The organism is Exiguobacterium sp. s193 (assembly GCF_018618755.1).
Taxonomy (GTDB): domain Bacteria; phylum Bacillota; class Bacilli; order Exiguobacteriales; family Exiguobacteriaceae; genus Exiguobacterium_A.
The window spans coordinates 35931-60213 of the sequence record NZ_JACSMR010000004.1 but is presented as its reverse complement, the minus strand read 5'-3'; the positions used below and the strand labels follow the sequence as shown (position 1 = coordinate 60213).

26 protein-coding genes and 2 riboswitches are annotated in these 24283 nt (G+C 48.7%); of the genes, 15 read left to right on the top strand and 11 right to left on the bottom strand.

Features of this window, described 5'->3' with window-relative positions:
* The first annotated feature begins 25 nt into the window (after positions 1–25).
* The 4 genes from KNQ04_RS07570 to paaX all read left to right on the top strand — a co-directional run bounded on the left by KNQ04_RS07570 (position 26) and on the right by paaX (position 3831).
* Complete coding sequence (locus tag KNQ04_RS07570; RefSeq protein WP_214848897.1) at positions 26–895, top strand: 3-hydroxyacyl-CoA dehydrogenase; 870 nt, start codon at positions 26–28, stop codon at positions 893–895.
* Positions 892–2100, top strand: coding sequence for an acetyl-CoA C-acyltransferase (locus tag KNQ04_RS07565; RefSeq protein WP_214848895.1), 1209 nt, complete (start codon positions 892–894; stop codon positions 2098–2100). Before KNQ04_RS07570 ends, KNQ04_RS07565 begins: the two co-directional genes overlap by 4 nt.
* Positions 2097–2867, top strand: a complete 771-nt coding sequence (locus KNQ04_RS07560; protein ID WP_214848893.1) for an enoyl-CoA hydratase-related protein — start codon at positions 2097–2099, stop codon at positions 2865–2867. The genes KNQ04_RS07565 and KNQ04_RS07560 overlap by 4 nt, the downstream gene beginning before the upstream one ends.
* A gap of 76 nt (positions 2868–2943) precedes the next feature.
* Positions 2944–3831 (top strand): phenylacetic acid degradation operon negative regulatory protein PaaX, encoded by an 888-nt coding sequence (paaX, locus tag KNQ04_RS07555; RefSeq protein WP_214848891.1) that lies wholly within the window; start codon positions 2944–2946, stop codon positions 3829–3831.
* 79 nt (positions 3832–3910) lie between these two features.
* Here paaX and KNQ04_RS07550 read toward each other — a convergent pair whose 3' ends face one another.
* The gene (locus KNQ04_RS07550) at positions 3911–4438 is read right to left on the bottom strand and encodes a gamma carbonic anhydrase family protein (protein WP_214848884.1); all 528 of its coding nucleotides are present in this window, start codon (positions 4436–4438) and stop codon (positions 3911–3913) included.
* An 84-nt stretch (positions 4439–4522) separates the two neighbouring features.
* Here KNQ04_RS07550 and KNQ04_RS07545 point away from each other — a divergent pair, with 84 nt between their 5' ends.
* The 5 genes from KNQ04_RS07545 to KNQ04_RS07525 all read left to right on the top strand — a co-directional run bounded on the left by KNQ04_RS07545 (position 4523) and on the right by KNQ04_RS07525 (position 8083).
* Positions 4523–5461, top strand: coding sequence for an NAD(P)H-dependent flavin oxidoreductase (locus tag KNQ04_RS07545; RefSeq protein ID WP_214848882.1), 939 nt, complete (start codon positions 4523–4525; stop codon positions 5459–5461).
* A gap of 444 nt (positions 5462–5905) precedes the next feature.
* Positions 5906–6334, top strand: coding sequence for a DMT family transporter (locus tag KNQ04_RS15750; RefSeq protein WP_214848871.1), 429 nt, complete (start codon positions 5906–5908; stop codon positions 6332–6334).
* Positions 6335–6345: 11 nt separating this feature from the next.
* Positions 6346–7023 (top strand): Crp/Fnr family transcriptional regulator, encoded by a 678-nt coding sequence (locus KNQ04_RS07535; RefSeq protein ID WP_214848868.1) that lies wholly within the window; start codon positions 6346–6348, stop codon positions 7021–7023.
* A 12-nt stretch (positions 7024–7035) separates the two neighbouring features.
* Complete coding sequence (locus KNQ04_RS07530; RefSeq protein ID WP_214848867.1) at positions 7036–7515, top strand: DMT family transporter; 480 nt, start codon at positions 7036–7038, stop codon at positions 7513–7515.
* Between the two features lie 22 nt (positions 7516–7537).
* A complete protein-coding gene (locus tag KNQ04_RS07525) occupies positions 7538–8083 on the top strand; it encodes a ribonuclease FAU-1 family protein (protein WP_251136936.1) in 546 nt (181 codons plus the stop codon).
* Between the two features lie 430 nt (positions 8084–8513).
* Here KNQ04_RS07525 and msrA read toward each other — a convergent pair whose 3' ends face one another.
* Together msrA and KNQ04_RS07515 are read right to left on the bottom strand one after the other, a co-directional pair.
* Positions 8514–9044, bottom strand: coding sequence for a peptide-methionine (S)-S-oxide reductase MsrA (gene msrA / locus KNQ04_RS07520; protein WP_214848862.1), 531 nt, complete (start codon positions 9042–9044; stop codon positions 8514–8516).
* Positions 9045–9150: 106 nt separating this feature from the next.
* Positions 9151–9257: riboswitch (SAM riboswitch) on the bottom strand.
* 70 nt (positions 9258–9327) lie between these two features.
* The gene (locus KNQ04_RS07515; RefSeq protein ID WP_214848860.1) at positions 9328–10500 is read right to left on the bottom strand and encodes a M20 metallopeptidase family protein; all 1173 of its coding nucleotides are present in this window, start codon (positions 10498–10500) and stop codon (positions 9328–9330) included.
* Between the two features lie 87 nt (positions 10501–10587).
* Between KNQ04_RS07515 and KNQ04_RS07510 the strand changes: the two genes are divergently transcribed.
* On the top strand, positions 10588–10881 hold the full coding sequence (locus tag KNQ04_RS07510) for a putative quinol monooxygenase (protein ID WP_029332555.1): 294 nt from the start codon (positions 10588–10590) through the stop codon (positions 10879–10881).
* Between the two features lie 63 nt (positions 10882–10944).
* Here KNQ04_RS07510 and KNQ04_RS07505 read toward each other — a convergent pair whose 3' ends face one another.
* Together KNQ04_RS07505 and KNQ04_RS07500 are read right to left on the bottom strand one after the other, a co-directional pair.
* The gene (locus tag KNQ04_RS07505) at positions 10945–13293 is read right to left on the bottom strand and encodes an SH3 domain-containing C40 family peptidase (protein ID WP_251136935.1); all 2349 of its coding nucleotides are present in this window, start codon (positions 13291–13293) and stop codon (positions 10945–10947) included.
* A gap of 201 nt (positions 13294–13494) precedes the next feature.
* A complete protein-coding gene (locus KNQ04_RS07500; protein ID WP_214848857.1) occupies positions 13495–14046 on the bottom strand; it encodes a GNAT family N-acetyltransferase in 552 nt (183 codons plus the stop codon).
* 110 nt (positions 14047–14156) lie between these two features.
* A riboswitch (guanidine-I (ykkC/yxkD leader) is annotated at positions 14157–14254 on the top strand.
* A 63-nt stretch (positions 14255–14317) separates the two neighbouring features.
* Between KNQ04_RS07500 and KNQ04_RS07495 the strand changes: the two genes are divergently transcribed.
* The 3 genes from KNQ04_RS07495 (at position 14318) to KNQ04_RS07485 (ending at position 15796) form a co-directional block, all read left to right on the top strand.
* Positions 14318–14644, top strand: coding sequence for a DMT family transporter (locus tag KNQ04_RS07495; RefSeq protein WP_214848854.1), 327 nt, complete (start codon positions 14318–14320; stop codon positions 14642–14644).
* A complete protein-coding gene (locus KNQ04_RS07490; RefSeq protein WP_214848852.1) occupies positions 14641–14958 on the top strand; it encodes a DMT family transporter in 318 nt (105 codons plus the stop codon). The genes KNQ04_RS07495 and KNQ04_RS07490 overlap by 4 nt, the downstream gene beginning before the upstream one ends.
* Positions 14959–15082: 124 nt before the next feature.
* Positions 15083–15796, top strand: a complete 714-nt coding sequence (locus KNQ04_RS07485; protein ID WP_214848849.1) for a general stress protein — start codon at positions 15083–15085, stop codon at positions 15794–15796.
* 58 nt (positions 15797–15854) lie between these two features.
* Here the strand turns inward: KNQ04_RS07485 and KNQ04_RS07480 are convergent, their stop codons facing one another.
* Positions 15855–16679, bottom strand: a complete 825-nt coding sequence (locus tag KNQ04_RS07480) for an aldo/keto reductase (protein ID WP_214848845.1) — start codon at positions 16677–16679, stop codon at positions 15855–15857.
* Between the two features lie 141 nt (positions 16680–16820).
* Here KNQ04_RS07480 and KNQ04_RS07475 point away from each other — a divergent pair, with 141 nt between their 5' ends.
* Positions 16821–17846 (top strand): iron-containing alcohol dehydrogenase family protein, encoded by a 1026-nt coding sequence (locus KNQ04_RS07475; protein ID WP_214848842.1) that lies wholly within the window; start codon positions 16821–16823, stop codon positions 17844–17846.
* 436 nt (positions 17847–18282) lie between these two features.
* Here KNQ04_RS07475 and KNQ04_RS07470 read toward each other — a convergent pair whose 3' ends face one another.
* From KNQ04_RS07470 to KNQ04_RS07450, 5 genes are all read right to left on the bottom strand, one after another.
* Positions 18283–19245, bottom strand: a complete 963-nt coding sequence (locus KNQ04_RS07470) for an EAL domain-containing protein (RefSeq protein ID WP_214848831.1) — start codon at positions 19243–19245, stop codon at positions 18283–18285.
* A gap of 207 nt (positions 19246–19452) precedes the next feature.
* Positions 19453–19725 carry a DUF1294 domain-containing protein gene (locus tag KNQ04_RS07465; RefSeq protein WP_483299243.1) on the bottom strand — a complete coding sequence of 91 codons (273 nt, stop codon included), beginning with the start codon at positions 19723–19725 and terminating at the stop codon, positions 19453–19455.
* A gap of 9 nt (positions 19726–19734) precedes the next feature.
* The gene (locus tag KNQ04_RS07460) at positions 19735–20475 is read right to left on the bottom strand and encodes a TPM domain-containing protein (RefSeq protein ID WP_214848829.1); all 741 of its coding nucleotides are present in this window, start codon (positions 20473–20475) and stop codon (positions 19735–19737) included.
* Complete coding sequence (locus KNQ04_RS07455) at positions 20472–21065, bottom strand: LemA family protein (RefSeq protein WP_214848828.1); 594 nt, start codon at positions 21063–21065, stop codon at positions 20472–20474. The genes KNQ04_RS07460 and KNQ04_RS07455 overlap by 4 nt, the downstream gene beginning before the upstream one ends.
* A gap of 113 nt (positions 21066–21178) precedes the next feature.
* Entirely contained in the window at positions 21179–22015 is an 837-nt protein-coding gene (locus KNQ04_RS07450; RefSeq protein WP_214848826.1) for an undecaprenyl-diphosphate phosphatase, read from the bottom strand.
* A gap of 171 nt (positions 22016–22186) precedes the next feature.
* Between KNQ04_RS07450 and KNQ04_RS07445 the strand changes: the two genes are divergently transcribed.
* On the top strand, positions 22187–24277 hold the full coding sequence (locus tag KNQ04_RS07445; protein WP_214848824.1) for a heavy metal translocating P-type ATPase: 2091 nt from the start codon (positions 22187–22189) through the stop codon (positions 24275–24277).
* The last annotated feature ends 6 nt before the right edge of the window (positions 24278–24283 follow it).

Sequence of the window (24283 nt, the reverse complement as noted above, 5' to 3'; positions counted from 1 at the left end):
CATTTTTTTATAAGGAGGAATTCAGATGATTAATCAGATCGTCGTTGTTGGATCAGGTGTCATGGGGCGTGGCATCGCCTACGTCGCAGCCGCAAAAGGGTTTGGCGTCACACTCGTCGACATCGAAACGGCCTTGCTCACTTCTGCCAAACAGGAGTTGGAGCGGATTGCCGAAAAAGGAATCGTCCGCGGGAAGATGTCGGCGGATGAAGTCGAACAACTGTTTCTCCAGCTTCGTTTTTCGACAGACTTAACAGCGGCCGCGGCACACGCTGATCTCGTGATTGAAGCTGTTCCGGAACGGCTTGACATCAAACGCTCCGTTTTCGAGACGATTGAAGCCGCAGCCCGGCCGACATGTTTTTTCGCGACGAACACGTCGACGATGAGTCCGACGGAAATCGCCTCGTTTACGAAGCGAGCGGACCGTGTCATGGCGATGCATTTCTTTAATCCGGTTCATCTGATGCCGCTCGTCGAACTCGTCCGTGGACTTGAGACGTCGGATGAGACAGTGACGGCGCTAACGGACGTCGCCGAACGGATGGGGAAGGAAACGGTCGTCATTCAGGAATTCCCGGGATTCGTCACGTCACGGATCAGTGCGCTCGTCGGTAACGAAGCCTTCTACATGCTGCAAGAAGGACTTGGGACGCCGGAGGAAATCGATAAGGCGATCAAGCTTGGGTTGAATTATCCGATGGGACCGTTTGAACTGGGAGACTTAGTTGGACTCGATACGCGCCTGCATAATTTACGTTACTTACATGAGAAGCTCGGAGAAAAATACCGTCCGGCTCCATTGCTCGAGCAATACGTCAAAGCGGGACGGCTCGGTCGTAAGACGGGACGCGGTGTGTATGACTATACGGAAAGCGTGGTGAAGGCACCATGAGGCGTGTCGCAATCATCGATGCCGTCCGGACACCGATCGGACGCTACAATGGGGCGTTAAAAGACGTCCGGCCGGATGACTTAGGAGCGGTCGTGATTGAAGCCTTACTCGCCCGCAACACGCGAGTTGCCCCTGAAACGATTGAAGAGGTCATCTTCGGCAACGCCAACCAAGCGGGCGAAGACAATCGAAATGTCGCCCGGATGTCGGGTTTACTTGCCGGTTTACCGGTCAGTGTCGCCGGAACGACGATGAATCGGCTATGTGGTTCCGGACTGGATGCTGTCATCGCAGCCGCGCGGGCAATTGCCTTAGGCGAAGGAGATGTCTATATCGCCGGCGGGACGGAAAGTATGACCCGTGCGCCATTTGTGATGGGGAAACCGGATGTTGCGTTCCCACGTGGCAATCAAACATTATACGATACGACAATCGGCTGGCGGTTTGTCAATGAACGGCTGGCCGAACAATACGGAACCGACTCGATGCCGGAAACGGCGGAGAATGTCGCGTCGCGTTACGGCATCAGCCGGGACGCCCAGGACGACTTCGCGTATACAAGTCAGTTGCGGGCGAAACAGGCGATCGACAGTCGGCGTTTTGAGGACGAGATGGTCCCTGTTCGTTACGCAAACAAACGCGGAGCGATGCTTGAGGTCAGTCAAGATGAACATCCGCGACCGGAGACGACGCGTGAGAAGCTTGGCACATTGCGTCCGTTGTTTCCAAACGGAACGGTCACGGCGGGGAATGCGTCAGGCGTCAATGATGGTGCATCCGCCTTGTTATTGATGAGTGAAGAACACGCATGCGAACTCGGACTGACGCCGCTCGGGTTTTACCGGGCGAGTGCGACGGCAGGTGTCGAACCTGCCATCATGGGCATTGGTCCGATTGACGCAACGAAAAAAGCGTTACGGCGCGCAGGACTGACGATTGAAGAACTCGACCTGATTGAACTGAATGAAGCGTTTGCCGCACAAAGTTTAGCCTGTATCCATGAACTTGGTCTTGATGCGGAAAAAGTCAATGTCAATGGAGGGGCGATCGCATTCGGTCATCCACTTGGTGCCAGTGGTGCCCGGATTTTGACGACCTTGTTGCATGAAATGAAGCGGACGAACCAGACATACGGGCTGGCGACGATGTGTGTCGGGGTCGGACAAGGTATCGCCTTGATTGTCGAACGGGAGGGACTGAAATGATTCATGTTGAACGCAATGGACAACTCGGACTGATTCGGATTGACCGCCCGGAACGGATGAATTGTTTTGATTATCCGACGCTGGTCGAGCTACAGGAACTTGTGGATGCCGTCAAAGCAGATGAGTCGGTCCGGGTCGTCGTGTTTACAGGGACAGGAAAAGCGTTTAGTGCCGGTGCCGACTTAAAGGAGCGGGTGACACTAAATGAAACAGAAGTCCGGCGCAATGTCCTGGCAATCCGTGAAGTCTTTGCGAGCATCGCGGCGTTGCCCCAACCGACGATTGCAGCGGTTAACGGTCATGCGCTAGGTGGAGGATTTGAGTGGATGCTTGCCTGCGATTTCCGGATTATCGTCGATGGCGCGTTGGTCGGTCTGACGGAAACGAGTTTCGGGATTATCCCGGGAGCGGGTGGGACACAGCGTCTTCCGCGTCTGATTGGGGAGACACGGGCGAAAGAATTGATCTTTACGGCGAAAAAAATTGATGCCGAGACGGCAGAACGATATGGTCTTGTCTCGCAAGTCGTTGCGACACGTAACGAGTTATTACCGGCTTGCTTTGAACTTGCAGAAGCGATGCTCCGGAATGGTCCGATTGCCATTCGTCAGGCGAAACAAGCGATTGACGGCGGAATGGATGTGTCGCTCGCTGAAGGCTTACGGCTTGAAACGGAAGCTTATGAGGCAGTCATTCCGACCGAAGACCGGCTCGAAGCACTCCGCGCCTTTGCCGAGAAACGAACACCACAGTTTCGAGGGAAATGAGGATGGTCGCCACCTGAAATAACACGTATACTAACGGTACACAAAAAAACGTTATATCAAAGAGAGAGTGAATGACATGAGTGCGAATACCCAATCGATGATTTTTACGATTTATGGCGATTATATCCGGCACTACGGGAATCAGGTTTGGGTGGGAAGTCTGATTCGGCTGTTGAAAGAGTTCGGACATAACGAACAAGCCGTTCGCGTTGCCGTTTCCCGAATGGTCAAACAAGGATGGCTGATTTCAGAAAAACAAGGGACAAAAAGTTTTTATTCGCTGACGGACCGTGGGGTCGAACGGATGGAAGAGGCGGCGCGGCGGATTTACAAGTCGACGCCACACGTCTGGGATGGCAAATGGCGGACGTTGATGTATACGATTCCCGAGGAAAAACGTCAGATTCGGGATGAACTGCGGAAGGAACTGACGTGGAGTGGTTTTGGTAACTTATCGAACGGGGTCTGGATTTCTCCAAACCCGCTCGAAAAAGAGGCGACCCGTTTGATTGAGACCTATCAGATTACGGAGTATGTTGATTTTTTCGTCGGCGAATACCACGGACCGCAACAAGATCAATCGCTCGTCGAACGTGCTTTTCCGCTCGACGAGTTACAAGCGCGGTACGAAGCATTCATCGTCGAGTACAGTCGGCGCTACATCGTCCACCAAAGTCAAATCCAACTCGGAGAAATGGATGAGGAACAGTGTTTTGTCGAGCGGACGAAGCTCGTCCATGAGTATCGGAAGTTTTTGTTTACGGATCCTGGCCTGCCGCAAGAGTTACTTCCTGATGCCTGGAACGGTCATCATGCGGCTGTATTATTCGAACAATACTACCGTCTGCTTGCGGCACCAGCCAGCCGATTTTTTGAGTCGATCTTTAAAGAGACACACGACGTGACACAAAAAAGTTCCGACTACGATGCGTCGGAACATCCGTTGTTTGCGGAGCGGTCGTAAGCGCAAGTCTTCTTGCGCTTTTCCGCAGCGTCGATTGAGAAATGAATCTTTTACAGGTGAACTCTGGTCCGCTGGAAGTTCACTTTTCGTGTGTCTGTCCGAGCTGTTCCCGAAAGGCATAGCCTTTATCGACATACGAGTCAATTGATTCCTGAATCATCTCGAGATCGGCCGGTGTCAGTTGACGGACGACTTTTCCGGGTGACCCGACAATCAAAGAGCGGGGTGGGAACTTCTTGCCCGGGGGAATCAACGTATTGGCACCGATGATACATTCTTCACCGATTTCGGCATGATCAAGGACCGTCGCCCCCATTCCGACGATGGATCTGCGGCCGATGCGACAGCCGTGGAGAATCGCATTATGTCCGACCGTCACTTCATCTTCGACGATGACAGGTGCCCCTTCGTATAAATGAATCGTCGCGTTGTCCTGGATACTGCAACGCTTCCCGATTGTAATCGGTCCTTCATCCCCGCGTAATACGGCGTTGAACCAAACCGTTGATTCTTCACCGATCGTCACGTCGCCGATTAAGAATGCTCCCGGCGCAACGAAGACGGTCTCCGCAAGTCTGGGTGCCGTATCACGATATGGAATGTTCATAAAAAACCCCTCTTTTCCGATTAATGAATTTCAATTCAGTCTTACTTAGTATACCATTCTTACATAACAGATTGGAGGAAGACGATGTCTCGATTAGATGAGTTATTGCAAATCCGCGTTCCGATCATCCAAGGCGGAATGGGAAATGTCAGTCATGCCGCCTTAACGGCAGCCGTCTCGAATGCCGGTGGTTTAGGTACACTCGGTTGTGGGACACGTGCGCCGGAAGAAATCCGCCAGTTGATTGAACAGACCCGTCAATTAACAACGCGCCCGTTTGCCTTGAACATTGCGATTGGTGTCTCCCCACATACGGAAGCCTTGATTGAATTAGCGGTGTCGGAACAGATTCCGGTCGTCTCCCTATCCGCCGGAAATCCAGCACCTTACATGAAACAGTTACGGTCCGCCGGTATTACGACGATTGCGGTCGTCGCGTCGGTCAAACATGCGCTGAAGGCAGAAGCGGCCGGGGTCGATTTGCTTGTCGCGGAAGGTATGGAAGCGGCAGGAATTAATTCTCCACTCGAGCTGACGACGCTGACACTGGTTCCGCAAATCGTCGATCACGTCAGACTTCCGGTCGTCGCGGCCGGTGGAATTGGAGACGGTCGTGGACTTGCAGCCGCTTGGATGCTTGGTGCAGTCGGTGTTCAACTCGGTACGCGGCTGATTGCGACGCAAGAAGCAGTCGTTCATCCGAACTACAAGAACCATCTCGTGGGGGCGACGGATCTTGAGACACGAATCATCGGGCGTTCCGTCGGTCGTGTCCGGCGTGTGTTAAATGGACCGTACGTCACGGCACTACAAGGTGTTTCTTCGCTTGACGAGTTTAACGCGAAGACGACAGAAGCGTATCACGTGACGGGGGCGATCGATGGTGACGAGGTCAACGGGTATGTCAATGCCGGCCTCGTGTCCGGTCTGGTTGCAGATATTCCGACCGTTTCCGAATTATTCGAACGGATGCAGCGGGAGGCATTTGAGCAAATTGAACGGGTGCGGGCGGATTACATGTAATGGATCAGTAAGGTGGATTGTTCCTGGGAAGACGGGCCATCCGTCTTTGGACTGTAGACAATGTGCAATCGGAGACTAAGCGTCATTATTCGTTGCTTTCCTCGGGCGAGGCGCAAGCCGTTGCTCCTTGGTCCTCACGGACAACGAGCAGGGTCTTGCCTGCCTCTGAACGTGCGTTAAAAACGCACTTTTTCCCGTAGGAGTCAACGAAACATGACGCTTTTTAGGTACTACCGCTTTGAAGACGAGGCGAGACGGGGAAGCACGAACGGATTGCATCCCGATATCGCATGTTTACTCCTCTTAATCGATTATCTACACACTGAAGACGGGCCATCCGTCTTTTTTTTAATACAATTTTTTAAAACGGGACATTTGTCCTTTTCAGACGAGGTGAAAATAGTGTCTACTCATAACAGAAGAAACAAAAGGAGGTCCTTTGAAGTGCAGGGAGTTATATTCGCATTAATGAGCGGACTGTTCATTGCGTTGCAGGGAATTTTTAATGCCCGTTTAGGAGATGCCATTGGTCCGTGGTTTTCGGTGACAATCGTTCATTTTGTCGGATTGATGGGGTGTTTAGCGATTTATAGTGTGGTCCGCGACCGAACAATCGGCGGCTTTCGGCAGCTTCCGCTCCTCTACGCCAGTGGTGGATTGCTTGGAGTACTCGTCGTCGTGACCGAACTGACGTCGATTCAGTTACTTGGCATGACGTGGGCGATGTGTTTGTTGCTCGTCGCACAAATTTTATGTGCATTCGTAATTGATTTGAACGGTTGGTTTGTTGTCATCAAAAAAAGGAGTAATCGCGGACAATGGATTGGGATCAGTTTAATGCTTGCCGGAGTCGCGATTTTTTCATTGTCCTAAAAGGAGGACCTATGCAGACGATTGAGACTTACTTAAAACAATACGACTTAGCGAATATTTTTACGGAGACCAGTAAATCTTATTTACGGATTGAGACGTTTTCGGAAGGGGAATTATTATGTGTGACCGGTGAACCGATTGACCGGATGTATTTCATCGTCGAAGGGAAAATTAAAATCTCTGCAGCATCGGCTGAAGGGAAACAACGGATTTTACGCTTCAAAAAGGCGATGACGGTGATTGGGGACGCGGAATACATCAATGAACGGGAAGTCTTGAATACCATCGAGGTGATTACGGACGTCGTGGCACTCAGCATTCCGTATGCGATCTTACGTGAGCACAATACGACGAATACCTTTTTACAATTTTTACTGCGGGTCATTACGACCAAGTGGTATGCGGACTCAAAATCAGCATCGTTCCACGTCCTCTACTCGGTCGAAGAACGGTTTGCCGGATATTTGTTATCGATTACCTCGGATGTTTCCGACAGTCTGTTTTATCAAGAGATGCGAACGTCGAATCTCCATGACGTCGCCGATTGGCTCGGGACGAGTTACCGTCATTTAAACCGCATCATCTCAACACTTTGTGACGAAGAAATCTTAGCGAGACGACGCGGTAAAATCATTATTTTAGATGTAGAGCGGATTAAAGAAAAAGCGAATGGCAACAGTTACGAATAAGGAGGGGATAGCGTGGGACTAGGTATGTTTTGTGCGATTACGGCAGGAATGATGATTAGTTTACAGACGGTATTGAATGCCCGGATGAGTCATGCGTTCGGAGCATGGGCGACGACGACCCTCGTCTTTTTTGTCGGGTTCGTTGGTTCACTGCTCGCGTTACTCGTATTTCGGGGTGGCACACTCTCGAACATTCAAACGGTCGAACCGCTGTATTTATTTGGTGGTCTGGTCGGAGTCGGAGTCGTATTTTGTGTGATGCGCGGGATTCAGCTGCTCGGTCCATCGATTGCGATTTCGGTCGTCTTGATTTCGCAACTGAGTTTTGCATTATGTGTCGATTTATTCGGTTGGTTCGGTTTACCGAAGCTTGAGCTTTCGTTCGGACAAGTCGCTGGATTGCTTGTGATGTTAGCCGGTATCTTTGTGTTGAAACGATATCAAGTCGTAGAAATCGAAGCTTCGGATGAGTTGTCGGAAAAGGTATCGTAATGGTTGAATGGGGCGACTGAAGATGTTGAAGCGGAAAGATGGAAAACGTTCGGATTGGAAGCGGATCAGCAAGAGGTCCTACGTACAGTCGTTAATCGAGACGGAAGAGTTTAAGGGGCATGCGACATTATTGCATGCGATTCAAGTATCACATCCCTTAAACGTTCGTTATGGGGGAAAACAGGTCTGTATTTTGGATAATGGTTATATGTGGCTTCAGCAGTTCCCGTCAAATGCACACCATGCTGTTACGATAATGTTTGATGCTGATGGAAATATCGTGCAGTGGTATATAGATATTTGTTTGCAGAATGGTTTCAGTAATGGAAGTCCGTGGTGGGAGGACTTATTTTTAGACATCGTTCTGTTGCCGTCAGGAGACGTATACGTAATGGATGCTGACGAACTGGAAGATGCTCTATCTCAAGGAATCATTGATAAAAAACAGTATGAGTTAGCGTGGGAGGAAGTTGAAACCCTCAAAGCCAAAATGAGTACGGGGGATTTTGAATTGATTAAGTTAGCGCATCAGCATAAAAATACACTGATGAATGCGATGAATAACTAGAGTCGACAGAAATCAAAACCTTTTAGGCTACCTTATCGAAAAGACAATTGAAAACTTTTGACTACATAAGCATGCAGACAAAGGAACGTGGGGTGGGGGAAGCTTCTCCCTTTTTCGTTGCTTTCCTCGGGCGAGGCGCAAGCCGTTGCTCCTTGATCCTCACGGACAACGAGCAGGGTCTTGCCAGCCTCTTGGCAGCGCGTGTTCACGCGCTTTTTCCCGTAGGAGTCAACGAAAAACGAAGCTTTCAGGGTATACCGCAGAGAAAAATCATAGAGTAGCTTTAGAGCGCAATCCGTCTCGAATCGCTTTGAAGACGAGGCGAGACAGGGAAGCGCGAACTGATTGTCTTTCGTTATAGCATATGCACGCTTCATAAGCGTTTATTTGCAAACAAAAAAGCCCACGTGAAGAGCGGGCTTTTTTTAGTTTAGACAGAGACTTCTTCTTTCCAGGCGACATCGATGAAGGCATCGCGGCCTGATGCCTTACGGTCTTTTTTGTAGTGCTCGGGATTCTTTTTATGGAAGTTTTGATGATAGTCTTCTGCCGGATAGAAGGCTTGTGCCGCTTCAATCCGAGTGACAATCGGCTGCTTAAAGCGATTGCTCGCAGCAAGCGCATCACGTGAAGCAATCGCAGCAAGGCGCTGCTCTTCCGTATGATAAAAGATGGCAGGAGCGTATTGTGTGCCACGGTCCTGGAACTGTCCGCCCGCGTCTGTCGGATCCGTTTGCGGCCAATAGAGTTCAAGTAACCGCTCATATGAGAATAACGCCGGATCAAATGTAATCTCGACGACCTCCGAATGACCGGTCGTACCTGTTTTTACTTGTTCGTATGTCGGATTTTCGATTTGTCCTCCCGTATAACCGGAAACAATTCCATGAATCCCCGGTAATTCCTCGAAGGGTGTCACCATGCACCAGAAACAGCCTCCTGCGAATGTTGCTTTTTCCATCGTATCTCGTCCTTTCCGCCGGCGTTTTTCGCCCTGTAATGATTCGTGCTCTGACAGCGAGAAAACGAAAACGACTCCTTTGCTTGGTTGCAAAAGGAGTCGTCGCTTTTTATCAACCAAAGCTTGCGCTTTGCTGGTCGTAGCACCTTGCCACTGAAGGCAGGTTGCTGGGACGTCATCGATCCAGATCTCTCAGTCCACTCTTGATAAGTGTTATATGAAGTTGATTAAATTCGTTATCATTGATGTGATGATAGCATCTCTAAAACGTGAAAGTCAATCCTTAAGATTGTAAAGCATGAAGGACGGTTGCGCCTAAAGCTTTTGCGCCGATGAGCAGTGCCTGTTCATCGATTTCATATTTCGGGTGATGCTGGGGATAAATCGAACTTCCGTCCGTTTTGGCAGAGCCGGTAAAGAAGTAGCTTCCCGGTACGCGCTCTAAGTAGTACGCAAAATCGTCTGCTGCCATCATCGGTTTAAGTTCTTTGACGTGGGCCTCACCTAAAAATGCCGTTGCCTCTTTGACAAGGCTCGTTTCTGCCGGATGGTTCCACAGAGACGGATAACCGGTCGTAAAGTCGATGGAATAGCTGGCACCGATTCCGGCACACGTCGTCCGGGCAACTAAATCGACTTCCTGGCGTAACTGGTGCCGCAGTGTTTCGTCAAATGTCCGGATTTCACCGACGATTCGTGCTTCACCGGTGACGATGTTCGGAGCCGTCCCGGCATGGAACGAACCGATTGCAACGATGGCGGGTGAAAAGGGATCGACCCGACGGCTGACGAGGTGCTGGAGATTACAGACGAGTTGCGCTCCGGCGACGAGCGCATCTTGTGTCTTATGTGGCGCTTGCGCATGACCGCCTTGTCCGTGGACGACGATTTCGAATTCATCGATGGCGCAAAGGGTATGTCCCGCATGATAACCGATTGTTCCAACAGGCAAATCATTTTCGAGATGCGTACCGAAAATCGCATCGACTCCGTCGAGACATCCGTCTTCAATCATTTGAATGGCGCCACCCGGGAAAACTTCTTCCCCGTGCTGATGGATGAACACGATTGTTCCCTGGAGTTCTTCTTGGATTGCCGTAAAGGCCGAGGCAAGACCAAGTGTAATCGCCGTATGTCCGTCATGTCCGCACGCATGCATGACGCCTGGATGAATTGAACGGAAGGTGAGGTCCGTTTGCTCTTGTAGAGGCAGCGCATCAAAATCAGCCCGGATTGCAATGGTTTTCCCCGGATATTTTCCTTGGAGCGTTGCAACGATTCCGGTACCGCCGACGTTTTTACGGTACGGTAAACCGAGTGCTTCATAAAATGAGGCGATGGCGTTTGGTGTCCGGACTTCTTGGAAAGACAGTTCCGGGTGGCGGTGAAAATCACGACGCCGCTCAATGATTTCTTGTTCGAGTTGATCGAGTTGAGTGAAGAGTTGCTGTTGCATCATAATCATCCTTTCCGATTTTTGAGGTATGACTTTCCGTAAAACGGGTACAGATAGAAGTAACGAATAATGAGGAGGAATTCAGTCATGGGAGAAATTATCGTCAATGCGGTCATTACAGTTAAAGCAGGTTTAGCCGATCAAGTCTTTCCAATCTTAAGTACAGTCTATAAAGCGTCACAAAACGAACCGGGATGCTTGCGTTATAGCTTACATCAATCAATTGAAGATGAACATCAATTCATGCTGTATGAAGTCTATCAGGATGAAGAGGCGTTAGAAGCACATATCGCTTCGGACCACTATAAAGCATATCGTGAGCAAATCGAATTGTACTTAATCGATCGCCAAGTCACGAAATACGCTGAAATGACATTTTAATTTTAGCTAAAAGAAGCGGACCTCCCGAGTGTTAGGGAAGGTCCGTTTTTTTGCGCTCGCTTGTTACATCGATTTGAAACCGAGGAAATGTTCACGCCAGCGCGGCTCATAAATCGAACTGATTTGCAGTTGTGATCCCCCTGCATGGATGAAGTGTTTACTATCTAACATGATCCCAATATGCGAGGGACCGTCCGTATACGTATTTTCGAAGAACACGATATCCGAGCGTTTTCCGGAACCGATACTTGTTCGCTGATTCGTAAAGAATGCTCCGTACCAGTAGCCGCGGACGTTGGTCCGCCCGCCGTATTTTCCGGCTTGGTTCGTCGCATAATGGATCAGACCGGAGCAATCAAATCCACCATTTTCCACGTTTTGTGAGCCCCAAGTGTAGGGAGTCCCGATATGCGCGACAGCTGCCTGAATCAATTTTTCGCCACGTGAGTTATTTTTTTTGTTTACTTTTGTCTCACTTGTCACAGCAAGTGCTGTCACCGGAATATAGACGGGTGTCCAGCCCGACTGGATGACGTAGAAGTTGCCGACACGGTAGCGCGGGTATACCCGCTTGCCTTGTTCGACCAGACCGGCACCTTTTGGACTAGTGGGTGTGTCAAAAAACGAGGTCGTAGTTTTGACCGTATAGACCTTTGAACGGTTGATGGCTTGTTCGTTATACCGCATGTCTGGTTTACTCGTTCCGATATAAGGGTTGAGGACATAACCCGTTTGACCATTCGGCAGGCGGACTTGCCAGAAATCATCATCAATCGATTTTAATCCGATCAATTTTGTTCCCTTGCTTAAGTGACTCGCCGGGCGACTGTAGGCGACGTCAGCAGAAAAGAGCGGGGTCTGATTGAAGTGGACATAAAAGACGGTCCCGACTTTTGCTTTAGCTGTCGGCTTATTTAATCCGAGACGACTCGAATCAACGAATCCGAAGCGTGAACCGACTTTAACCCGCGTATAGTAACCGCTTTTTCCGTACGTCGTGATGAGCGCTCCTTTTTTTAATGTCCCGATGTTCCCGCTAAGACTGGCTTTCGGATGGACGACTACTTTGTCTTCCGTCACGTAACGTGTTCCCGTCGTCGCGTAAATCCCTGCTTTCGTAGCGTCGAGTGAACTCGTCAGGACGTAGGCATATTCGCCGCGGAAGATGATTCGGCTGTAGGCACCACTCGTCCCGTAAATCGTCAAGCGTGTGTTCTTCTTATGATTTTTAAGGACCGTGCTCGAGCTGTTCGGTTCGGCTTGAATCGGTGTCGTTTGTTGAATGTAAAGACGGTCCGTTTTCGCGTAGACTTTCGACTTTGCAAGTGAACTCGTCAGGACGTAGGCATATTCGCCGCGGAAGATGATCCGGCTGTAGGCGCCGCTCGTCCCGTAAACCGTTAAGAGCGTGTTCGTCTGATGATTTTTCAGGACCGTGCTTGAGCTGTTTGGTTCGGTCTGGATCGGCGTTGTTTGTTGAATGTAGAGACGGTCCGTCTTGGCATAGACGACGGAGTCACCGAGGTGTGCCGTCAATACGTATCCGTATGTATCATTGATCCGGACGCGGGAATAAAGCCCGGACGTTCCATAAATCTCGACGGATTGGTTGAACGCTAACGTTCCGAGAACGGGACCGGTTGCAGCCGCTTCGTAAATCGATGTTTTTTTCTGTGCATATTTTGTTCCAGTCAGAGGATATGATTCGACTTTCTTTAAGCCAAGGTGTTTGGTAAGAACGAAGCCGTACACACCATTGAACTGGACGCGGGTGAATGTGCCTGATGTACCATACGTTTTGACGGCGGCATTTAAGGGATAACTTCCGAGTGGTTTACTTGCCGCATCGGCATCCGAATAAATTGCCGTTTGTTGCTGGGCAAATTGATTGCCCGTTTCTTCATAAACCGGTGTCTTACTTAAGGATTTGCTTAAGACGAAGACATAGCTGTCTCCTTGTTTAATCCGAGTGAACGCACCTGACGTCCCATGCGTATCGACTAACGTATTTTGAGCAATCGATTTGCCGGTTGGTGTTTCGGTCGAAGCCGTCGCATACGACGGCGTCAATGTTGCTATGTATTGTGAGTCAACTTTTGGATAGGTCGGTTGCTCCGCTAGTTCAGTCGTCTTGACGAACTGGTATACACCATCACGTGAAATCCGTGTAAAGAGGCCGTCTGTACCAAACGTCTCGACAGCTGTCGCTATCGGTAATGTCTCGACGAGGGTTGTTTCGTCAGCCGTTTCAAAAACAGCTGTTGCAGAGACCGTGTACTTCGTTCCTGTTGCTTGTTCCGCTTGTTCTGCTACTTCAGTCGGCGGATTCGTCGCAAGACCTTGTAAAGGGAGAGAGCCGAGCAACATGACGGATGCCGTGATGCTTGTGAACCAGTGTTTATAAGATTTCATTCAGTACGCTCCAATCATGAATATTGTAATTTAGTGTAGTTAAAGATAAGTTTAGCACTTTCTTTTTGGAAAAAGAGCGTGATATCAGAAATAGTAAAAATGAACTAAAAAATGGGAACACGTTACAAAGGTAATGGATATACAAAAAAAGCCGGACGGATTTCTCTTGAAATCCATCCGGGCACGTTAAAGGAAGGGTGGTCATTCTTCTTCATGATCGATTTGCCATTCCCAGTCGAGCATGGCGTAAAGCAGGGAATCCCGCCAATGGTCTTCTAGATAAACCGTTTCGCGTAACAAACCTTCGCGTGTCATCCGGACTTTTTGAAGGACACGTTCAGAAGCGACGTTCCGTGGATCACATGTTGCCGTAATCCGGTGGAGATTTAATTTCTCGAATCCGAATTCAAGTAAAAACGTCGCGATCGATGTCGCATACCCATTTCCCCATTCGTCAGGGGATAAGATATATCCAATCTCAGCGATTTTATGTTCGATATCTGTAATGATGAGTTCTCCGGCTCCGATGACATGATCATCCGGGAAAGTCACGGCAAATACATACCGGCGGCGTGGACTTTCAAGTTCACTTTCGAGCGCGTCATGTAAAAATTGTTTCGTGTCACTTTCAGAATTCGGACCCCATGATTGATATTGACTGACAATTGGTTGGGAAGCGTATGAGTGGACGGCCTCCAAATCTTCAGGTGTGAAACGTCGAATCCGAAGTTGATCATTGATTTTATAGCGCATGATGAGATCCTCCTCTTTAGTTGATTCACTACTATATATTGGCTAAAAGATGTCGATTCTCCTGTTTGACACGTAAAATCCCGCGTGCTAGGGTGAAGACATCGAATGAATCAATTAGCCTCTAGGGTTCCGTACGGTGACGTAGTCTTGGACCGAGGGAGGCACATGAGTATACCTCATGCAACGGAGGGATAAAAGCCCGGGAGTAGAGCGTTTAGACGCCTGCTTCCGGGCTTTTTGTAGTTTTAGGATGGATGAAGGAGGAAAGAATATGACGAAATATTGGTTAGGTATAGTAGTGGCCTCGTTTTTTGAAGTATCTTGGGTCGTAGGGTTAAAACATGCCGACAGCGCACTCGAGTGGATTGGTACGATCATCAGCATCATCATCAGCTTTACCGTCCTTATTAAGGCGAGTAATCATCTGCCGGTCGGAACGGTGTATGCCGTATTCGTCGGCCTTGGGACGGTCGGAACGGTCATCTTAGATATTGTCTTGTTTGATCAGGAGGCTTCCGTGATGAAGCTCGGATTGATTGGTATTCTCCTATTAGGTGTCATCGGATTGAAATTAGTGAGTGGGGAGGCGGAAGCATGAGCTGGCTATTTGTTGTCATTGCCGGATTGTTTGAAATGTTAGGTGTTGTCTTCATCAATACGTTTAATCAAAATAAGACGATCAAGAATGGTTTATTGATGTTTGCTGGGTTCGGCTTGAGTTTTGTTTTTCTGACACTCGCGATGAAAGGGTTACCGATGGGAACGGCTTATGCCGTTTGGACAGGAATTGGTGCCGCGGGCGGAACGGTGCTCAGTATGATTTTCTATCATGAAGCGAAAGACTGGAAACGTGTGCTCTGCATCGGTCTAATCTTGAGTTCGACCGTTGGATTAAAGCTGATCGGCGAATAAACATATCAATTAGATTATTTTTTCGGGGAAGAACCGACTTGTTGGCATATTTTAGACGGAATTAGGAAATACTCCTTATAAGGATACGTTATACAACAAAAAACGGACATAAGGGGAGATTCGTGTGAAAACCAAACAATACATCGGTACGTACTATTCGGAAGAGGAATTAATCTCGAAAATGGACGAACTGCATATTCAGGGACACCGTGAAGAAGATTTTTATGTCATCGTCAAAGAAAAATCAGATATCGAACTCGTCCGCAGTCAAATGGATGCAGAAATCGCTGCGACAAAACCATCATGGATGGATCGAATCCGTGGCAACAAAGGGCGCGATCAAGAAGTCGATCAATTATTCGAATCACTCGACTTATCGACGGAAGAAGTAGAAGAACGTAAGACGGAAGTCGAGGGTGGCGGATTCGTATTGTTGCTTGAAGTACAAGACATCCAGTTCGACCCCCATCTCAATACGGACAATACGCATGAAGACGTGAAAGTCCGTTACGGAAGCTATGATGAAACGCACACATCGAGTGACTCGAATTCGAATGCGCAACTTGGCACAGGAAATGCTCTCGACGTCGACCGCGATTCAAAAGAAGAACATGCTGAAGTCGATTTACACCGTGCCGGAACGGATAAGATGCCGCAAGATGAGCAGGCCATCAATCGTGCGAAGGTAGAAGAAGACCGCAAGCCGGATATCGCGATGCGCCGAGATGATGATTTTAAACGACTTGACTCCGAACAAGAGGACGAACGGAAACGACAGTCGACGGATCAATCGGATGATGTGGCCAAGCAGGATCACGGAAACAATCTCGATCGCTGATCCGCTCTTGAAGAAGTGATTAAAAGGGAGGTGCCGAAAACGGCGCCTCCCTTTTTGATTATTTTTTATGCATCTCGTCCGGGTTCGAACCGGTCCGTTGATTTTGATTCAACGCATCGATTTGTTGCATCTCATCTGCTGAAAGCTCAAAGTCGAAGACTGCTAAATTTTCACGAATTCGACTTGGCGTCACAGACTTCGGAATCGCAATGACATCGTGTTGAAGATGCCAGCGCAGAATGACTTGGGCTGGCGTTTTGTTTTTAGAAGCTGCAATCTGCGTGATGACCGGATCCGTCAACGCATCTCGTCCCTTCATGAGCGGGCTCCATGCTTCGACCACAATCCCGTGCTCCTTACAAAACAGGCGAATCTCTTCCTGATTTAAGAAGGGATGCAACTCAATCTGATTGACGACAGGGACAATCGTTCCTTCTTCCAAAATCCGTTTTAAGTGGGGGATGTGGAAGTTCGAGACACCGATTGCTTTTGTTTTTCCCTGTTTGTAAAGTTCTTCGAGTGCCTGCCACGTTTCGACATAACGATTGTCATTTGGCATCGGCCAATGAATGAGATATAAATCGACGTAATCGACGCCGAGTTTAGTGACGCTTGTTTCAAAGGCAGCGAGCGTTTCTGCATACCCTTGATCGGCATTCCACACTTTTGTCGTCAAAAAGATCTCATCACGCGGGATACCGGAATCGCGTAATGCACGTCCGACGCCTGCTTCATTTTCATAAATCATTGCCGTATCGATGGAACGATACCCAGCATGTAATGCTTCAAGGACTGCTTGATAGACTTCTTCTTCCGGAACTTTGAAGACACCGTAGCCGAGTTGCGGCATCTGTAGACCGTTATTTAGTGTGACCTGTTGCATGGATTCACTTCCTCCTTCGTTACATCCTCTTCTCTTACTTAGTGTACGCCTGTCCGCCATGAAAATCGAATGAAATGAAGGGTTGAAACGAAGGGCGGTGATGCGTATACTGAGCAATAACAAAATATGGGAGGGATTCAGATGATTCGTCAGGCAGTGCTGCAATACATACATGAGAAAGAGGCCGTTGAGCATCTGATGCCTTTACTCGATGGGCGACGTGCAATCCTTCTGCATGGAGAAAAAGCATTACAGGCATCAGCGTCCTACTTGCCTGCGCTTCCGAAAATCCGATTTCAAGGACATTGCACGGACGAGCAAGTTGCCCAGTTAACGGAGGCGTGTGGGGAGTATGACGTCCTCATCGCACTCGGGGGAGGTTCCCTGATTGATACGGCGAAACAAGTTGCCGTTCGTTTAAATCGACCGTTAATCGCTATCCCGACGATTGTTTCGAATTGTGCCCCGTGGACGCCACTTAGCGTCATGTACGACGCACAAGGACAGTACCTTCGTTTTGATACGATACCGGTCGTCATCGAGGCACTTTTACTCGATCATCGGATTCTGTCGGCAAGTCCCTACGATTATTTTGTTGCGGGTCTCGTGGACACCCTTGCCAAATGGTATGAGGCACGTGCGTTAAGTGGAGTCACAGTAGCAAATCCAATCATCGAAATGGCGTTACGGGTTGCCGAGCAGTGCAAAGACTTGATTTTAAAGACACCGATCAGTCAAGAACGTTTCCATGAATATTCCCCTAGCATCGAACACTTGGTGGAAACCATCATTCCGTTAGCGGGGAGTGTCGGCGGATTTGGTGACGATGCGACGCGAGGGGCGATTGGTCATGGTGTCCACAATGCGATGTCGCCTTTTGCATCCACCCATTCGATTTTGCATGGAAGTAAGGTTGGATATGGTCTCTTGATTCAGGAGAAGTTGTTAGGAGAGAGTGAAGCATACGACGAGTTGCGGATGTACTTGCAAAAAAACGGACAGCCAATCACGAGTCTTGATTTAGGACTGACAACATCAGAGCTTAGTCAGTTTGCAGTACAAATCGGACAAGAGCCATTATGTCAGTTGATTGAGACGGATTTATCACCAGCACGTCTACTGGACGTGCTCACGCAAAATGATGTCGAGAGTATCACAACCTCATGAAAAAACAGCCCCCTGGTTTTTATCGGGGGCTGTTCAGACTTTAGACAAAGTGTTATCGAGAGATTAAGCGTCTTTTTTCGTTGCTTTCCTCGGGCGAGGCGCAAGCCGTTGCTCCTTGATCCTCACGGACAAGAAGCAGGGTCTTGCCTGCCTCTAAAAGTGCGTTAAAAACGCACTTTTCCCCGTAGGAGTCAACGAAACGCGACGCTTTTTAGGTAACGTCGTGACGCAAAGCCGGGATGGCAGACGGTTTAGAGCGCAATCCGTCGCGACCCTGCAGCTTTGCTGTAGCGGCGCGGACGATTGCCGCTTTGAAGACGAGGCGAGACAGGGAAGCGCGACCGGATTGCCTCTCGTTATAACATGTTCACACTTCATAAAAGTTTGTCTACAAACTGAAACAGCCCCCAATAAAAACGAGGGGGCTGTTTTCTTTTTATTGTGCTTTGGCAAATTGTGTGTACGGGGCAGGGCGCCCAAGCAGGTATCCTTGACCAAAATCAAAACCAAGTTGACGGCAAAGGTCGAGTTCTTCTTGCCGCTCAATGCCTTCTGCTAAGATTTTGATACCCATTTCTTTTGTCAGATGGCGAGCTTTCCGTAAGAAAGCTTCATTTTCCGCGACTGTATCACAGTTCGAGATGAAAGACCGGTCGATTTTAATATAGTCGGGCTGCAGTAACGTCAACATATCGAGCGTCGAGAAGCCCGCACCGACATCGTCAAGTGCGACTTGAATCCCTTGTTTTTTATACTGGTCAAATACGTGTTTCAAGTGATTGACGTCTTCGATTTTTTCCGTTTCCACGACTTCGAACACAAGACGACTCGGGTCGACTCCGTACCGTTCAACGATTTCGAACGTATGACGAAGGCAGTATTCCGGGTTATAAATCGTTGAAGGAAGGAAGTTGATGAACGTTTTTTCTGTTCCTCCGAGATGATGTGTCGCGCGAATCGCTTCTTCGCGTGCGCGCTGGTCAAGTCTCGAGTGAAGTCCCATCTTCGAGGCGGTCGAGAAGAGGATACCGGGCGACATCGGGACATTTTGATCGGCGGCGCGAAGGAGTGCCTCATTTGCGAACAGCGTATTATCCTGGATATCGTAAATTGGCTGGAGGTGACTCGTCATGTCACCTGTTTGAATGAATTCGATGGCCTGGCGATGACGTAATTGCTCAAGTAGGGCAGAAGCAAGAAGAGACGGAGTGACGAAGCGGGAGCCGTCCCGGCGACATGAGACAGGCACATCCTGTTTCTGTAGAGTTGCTTCAAGCAATGACTCGAGTTGGTCGAACGATGTATACGAATAAACTTGAGGAATGTTCGACTGGATATGTAGGGAGCCAGCCTCGATAAAACGGATTGTTGTTGTACATTCAGCGCAAGGATGCCACATAAAATGATTTTCCACCTTTCGTAGAAGATACACCTGAAAAGATGTATTTATTAAATTGGTTAAATACTTTACCCAAAGATAATGGAAATGTAACTTGGATTCAAACATTTAGTGTTCTATTGACCAAACTAAAAAAAGATAGAGGATTCGAACAAAATCGAATCCTCTATCTTCTTTATCGGATGGTTGAAGCAACATTTCAAATGATCATGCGGTCATGAACAAAATCCATCCCGTGGCGTGTAGTAACAGTGCAAGCGGGACAAGTAACTGGAACTTCGGTTTGCGTGTTTTATGACGCGCGAGCTGCATTCCGAGTAATGAACCGAGGGCACCTCCGAGAAAGGCAATCCAAAGCAACGTAGCTTCCGGCGTCCGTTGTGCATGTTGTTTCGCACGACGTTTATCGGACCACATCGAAAAGAAGCCAACGACGGTCATCATGCCGTAAAAAATCAGAACCATGTAAAATCCGTTCATTATTTGCTCCTACCTTTCTGCCCCGCCGCCGCCGGAACTACCGCCGCCCCCACGACTTCCGCCACCGCCACCACCGCCGCCACGCATAACGGCTGACAGGATGTTGATGATCGCGAAGAAGAACATGCCACCTGTAAATTTCATATCCAAGAACAATAACAGGACAAGGCCTGCACCGATGACGAGTTTGACCCAAAGACTCAGCCCGTCTTCAGAAGACGTTTGTTTCGGATCTTGCGATTCGAGTGACTGTTCCTTCGAGACAACACTGATGACGGCTTTATAGGTTTCTGAAGCTGCTTTTCCGTAATCACCTTCGTCGCGATAGGGAACGGCGTATTGATCGAGGATCCGACCTGCCGTGATGTCGGTCAGGACACCCTCAAGCTTGTAACCAACCTCGATCCGGAAATTGCGGCTTTTTTCGTTTGGCGCCACGACCACCATGACACCGTTATCTTTTCCTTCTTGCCCAATTCCTTGGGCACGGAAGGTTTCGTTCGCATACGTACTCAAGTCTTGTCCTTTTAAGTCAGGGACAGTTTTTAAAACGACTTGTGCAGTCGTATATTGTTCGAGTTCCTGACCAAGACGAGCAAGTTCCGCTTCTTCCGACGCGGTCAGCAACTGTGCATCATCTTGGATGAAGAAAGCTGCGCCCGTGCGTTCTGATACGGCTTCGGCAGTCGGAGTCAGAAGGAAGAAAACGAGGAACGCACTCAGAAGGAGACGCGTTCTTCGCCAAATCATTTCGAATCACTGTTGAAATCGACCGTTGGGTTTTCGCGGTCGCTTTCTGAAATTTCATAGTATGGTTTTTTATCAAAACCAAACGCCGAAGCATAAAGCGAAGTCGGGAAACTACGACGTTTCTTATTGTAGACTGTGACGGAATCATTGTAATCTTTCCGCGCGATACCGAGACGGTTTTCTGTCCCTTCAAGCGTGTCCATCAACGACTGGAACCGTTCGCTTGATTTAAGTTCCGGATACGTCGTTTGTAAGGCAATCAATCCACGGAGGGAAGATGTGACTTGTTGGTCGGCTTCAATCCGTTGTTCCGTTGAAGCAGCGCGAGCAAGGCCAGCTTGTGCCTCGGCGATATCACCGTAAACTTTTTCTTCTTGACCAGCGACACCTTTAACAGTCTCGACAAGGTTCGGGATGAGATCCGCCCGTCGTTTAATTTGGTTATCGACTTGTGACCACTTGTTCGAAACGTCTTCTTCGACGTTTACGAGACTGTTGTATTGTCCGATTGCTAAGAAAGCAATGATGACAACAACAGCAATTCCAATGATGAGAGGTAATTTAGAACCTCCACGATTTCTACGTGCCATTATTCGTCCACTCCTTTTTTTCTGTATCTCAACTACTATATACCCTAATCCGTTTTAATAAGTTTCAAAAAAACAAAAAACTATCAGTAAATCACTGATAGTTTTTTTGTTTCTTACATGTAAACGACGATTGCGAGAATCGCAGCTAAGACAAGGCGATAGATCGCAAACGGGACAAGCTTGATTTTATTGATCAGTTTCAAGAAGAAACGAATCGATAGTAGCGCAAACGCGAACGATGCAACAAAACCGACGATGTAAAAATTGAGGTGAGCCATTTCGATGTACTCCCAGTTCTTGACGAGCGAAAGGAAACTTGCTCCGAACATGATTGGTACGGCCATGATGAATGTAAAGTCAGCCGCCGTCCGGTGATTCATCCCGAGGAAGACCCCTCCGGAAATCGTTGAACCGGACCGTGAAAACCCTGGCCAAAGTGAAATACATTGGAACAATCCGACGAGTGCTGCTTGGCGGTAAGTAATTTGGTCGAGCGTCGTCGTTTTCGGTTCTTTTGGACCGAGTTTATCCGCTGCGATCATCAAGACAGCTCCGACGGCGAGACCGATGATGACGGTATCGATTGAAAAGAGATTTTCATCAATGAAATCTTCGAACAATAAACCGAGGACAGCAGCAGGAAGCAGTCCGATTAAGACGTGACGCAGCTTTAATTTGTGTGTGCCCGTCGCATCGTGCTCGCCTTCAATCTTATAGAGACCGATCAGGCTGAATAACCGTTTCCAAAAGACGACGATGACGGCAAGAATCGATCCGAGCTGGATGACGATCTTAAATGTGTTCGCGGAGTATTTTCCGAGAAAGTCCGTTGTCTGGAGCCACATGTCGTCGACGATGATCATATGACCGGTTGAAGAGACAGGAGCGAATTCCGTCATCCCTTCGACGAAACCAAGTAAAAGTGCTTTAAGTAATTCTAAGATATGCATGATATTCTCCTTCTATATTTTACTATCTAAAAACATATCATGTTTCATTCTTCCGAGATAGAACTAATCTCAATATCGGGCGGAAGACCGATAACGATTTACCTTGTCGAATGGTCAGAAAAAGAGTAGGATGAAGTTATAATCAAACGAACATTTGAATGAGGTGGGAGAATGGAAACGAAAACAGAACGCTTACGGATTTCAGGAATTGATTGTGCCAATTGTGCGGCGAAGGTCGAGCGTGGTGTAGCAACGGTCGACGGAATCGAAGCAGCGAATCTTGATTTTGCCGGGCAAAAGCTATATGTGACCTACCAAGGGGAAGTGCCGCGTGACGCGACATATGATGCGGTCGTCAAGCGTGTCCAAGAGTTAGAGCCGGACGTCCAAGTTTCCCGGGATGTTCCATCTGACGAAAATCATGTGCATGATCATGGTCCGTTTTTGACGCGAGTGAAAAAAATCCAATTTAGTGTCGGGGCTCTCGCCTTTGTCAGTGCCTTCTTTTTACCGAGCTCAATTGAACTTATCTCATTTGCGATGGCCTACTTCTTAATCGGCTGGGATGTGTTACGAAACGCAATCCGAAATATTCGTCAAGGGCAAGTATTTGATGAAAATTTCTTGATGGTCATCGCGACGCTTGGTGCCTTCTTGATTGGCGAGTATCCGGAAGCCGTCGCCGTCATGCTGTTTTATCAAGTCGGTGAATTCTTCCAGCACCGGGCAGTCGATCAATCGCGTAAATCGATTGCAACCTTGATGGACATTCGCCCCGAGACGGCGATGCTTGAGAACGGACAAACGGTCAGCCCGATGCAAGTAAAAGTCGGTCAACGGATTTTAGTCCGTCCCGGCGAAAAGATTCCGCTCGACGGGACGATTCTTGACGGCGAAGCATTCATCGATACCGTTGCCTTAACAGGAGAATCGGTTCCGCGGCGTGTCTGCACGAACGATGCGATTCTTGCAGGGACGATCAATACAGATGGGCGACTGTTGATTCAAGTCGACCGTCTCTACAGTGAGTCGACCGTCGCGAAAATTCTTGATCTCGTTGAAAATGCCTCACGCCATAAGGCACCGACGGAAAAATTCATCACGCGGTTTGCCCGGATCTACACACCGGCGGTCGTCGGGATTGCGACATTGCTCGCCGTGCTGCCACCACTTTTTGTAGCAAACGCGACATGGGAAGACTGGATTTACCGGGCACTTGTGTTCCTTGTCATCAGTTGTCCCTGTGCGCTCGTCATTTCAATTCCGCTCGGTTTCTTCAGTGGGATTGGTGCTGCGTCAAAACGAGGGATTCTCGTGAAGGGTGGAAATCATCTCGAGTCATTACAACAGCTGGACACGGTCGTTTTTGATAAAACAGGAACACTGACAGAAGGGGTCTTTGAAGTGACGGAGCTTCGCCCGGTTGCTTGTTCAGACGAAGAATTATTGAAAGTGGCAACACTTGTTGAACAGCACTCGAATCATCCGATTGCAAAGTCCATCCAACGGACGTATGCAAGTTATGGTGAAGTGACGGAATCCGTTCAAGCATATCAGGAAGTCGCAGGATCGGGAGTCGTCGGTCGCTTCGGAACGGATACGATTCGTGCCGGGAATGCCCGTTGGTTCAAAGAACTTGGTTATGAGACGCTTGATCAAGCGAAAGACGGGACATACGTCCATGTCGCCCGCAATGACGTATATCTCGGATACATCCGGATTGCCGACAACATCAAAGTCAGTACCGTCGAAGCACTCGCTCGCCTCAAAACACTTGGTGTGCGGAAAACGGTTATGTTAACAGGAGACCGCCGGGCAACGGCAGAAGCGATTGGTCGTCAGATTGGAATTGACCAAATCCATGCAGAGTTGTTGCCCGATCAAAAAGTCGAGCAACTTGAACTGATTTTGAAACAAGCGGATGGAAAAGTTGCCTTTGTTGGCGACGGCATCAATGATGCACCCGTCCTGACACGGGCAGATGTCGGAATCGCGATGGGCGGACTTGGCAGTGACGTGGCCATCGAAGCGGCAGATATCGTCCTCATGACAGATGAACCGAAACAATTGACCGAGGCAATTGAGGTTGCCCGTGCGACACGAAAAATCGTCTATCAAAATATCTTCTTCGCACTTGGCGTAAAGGCCGTGTTCCTCCTGTTTGGTGCATTTGGTTTTGCGACGATGTGGGAAGCCGTGTTTGCGGATGTTGGTGTGACCGTCCTGGCCGTTTTAAATGCGATGCGCATCCTCAAAAAATAACCAAAG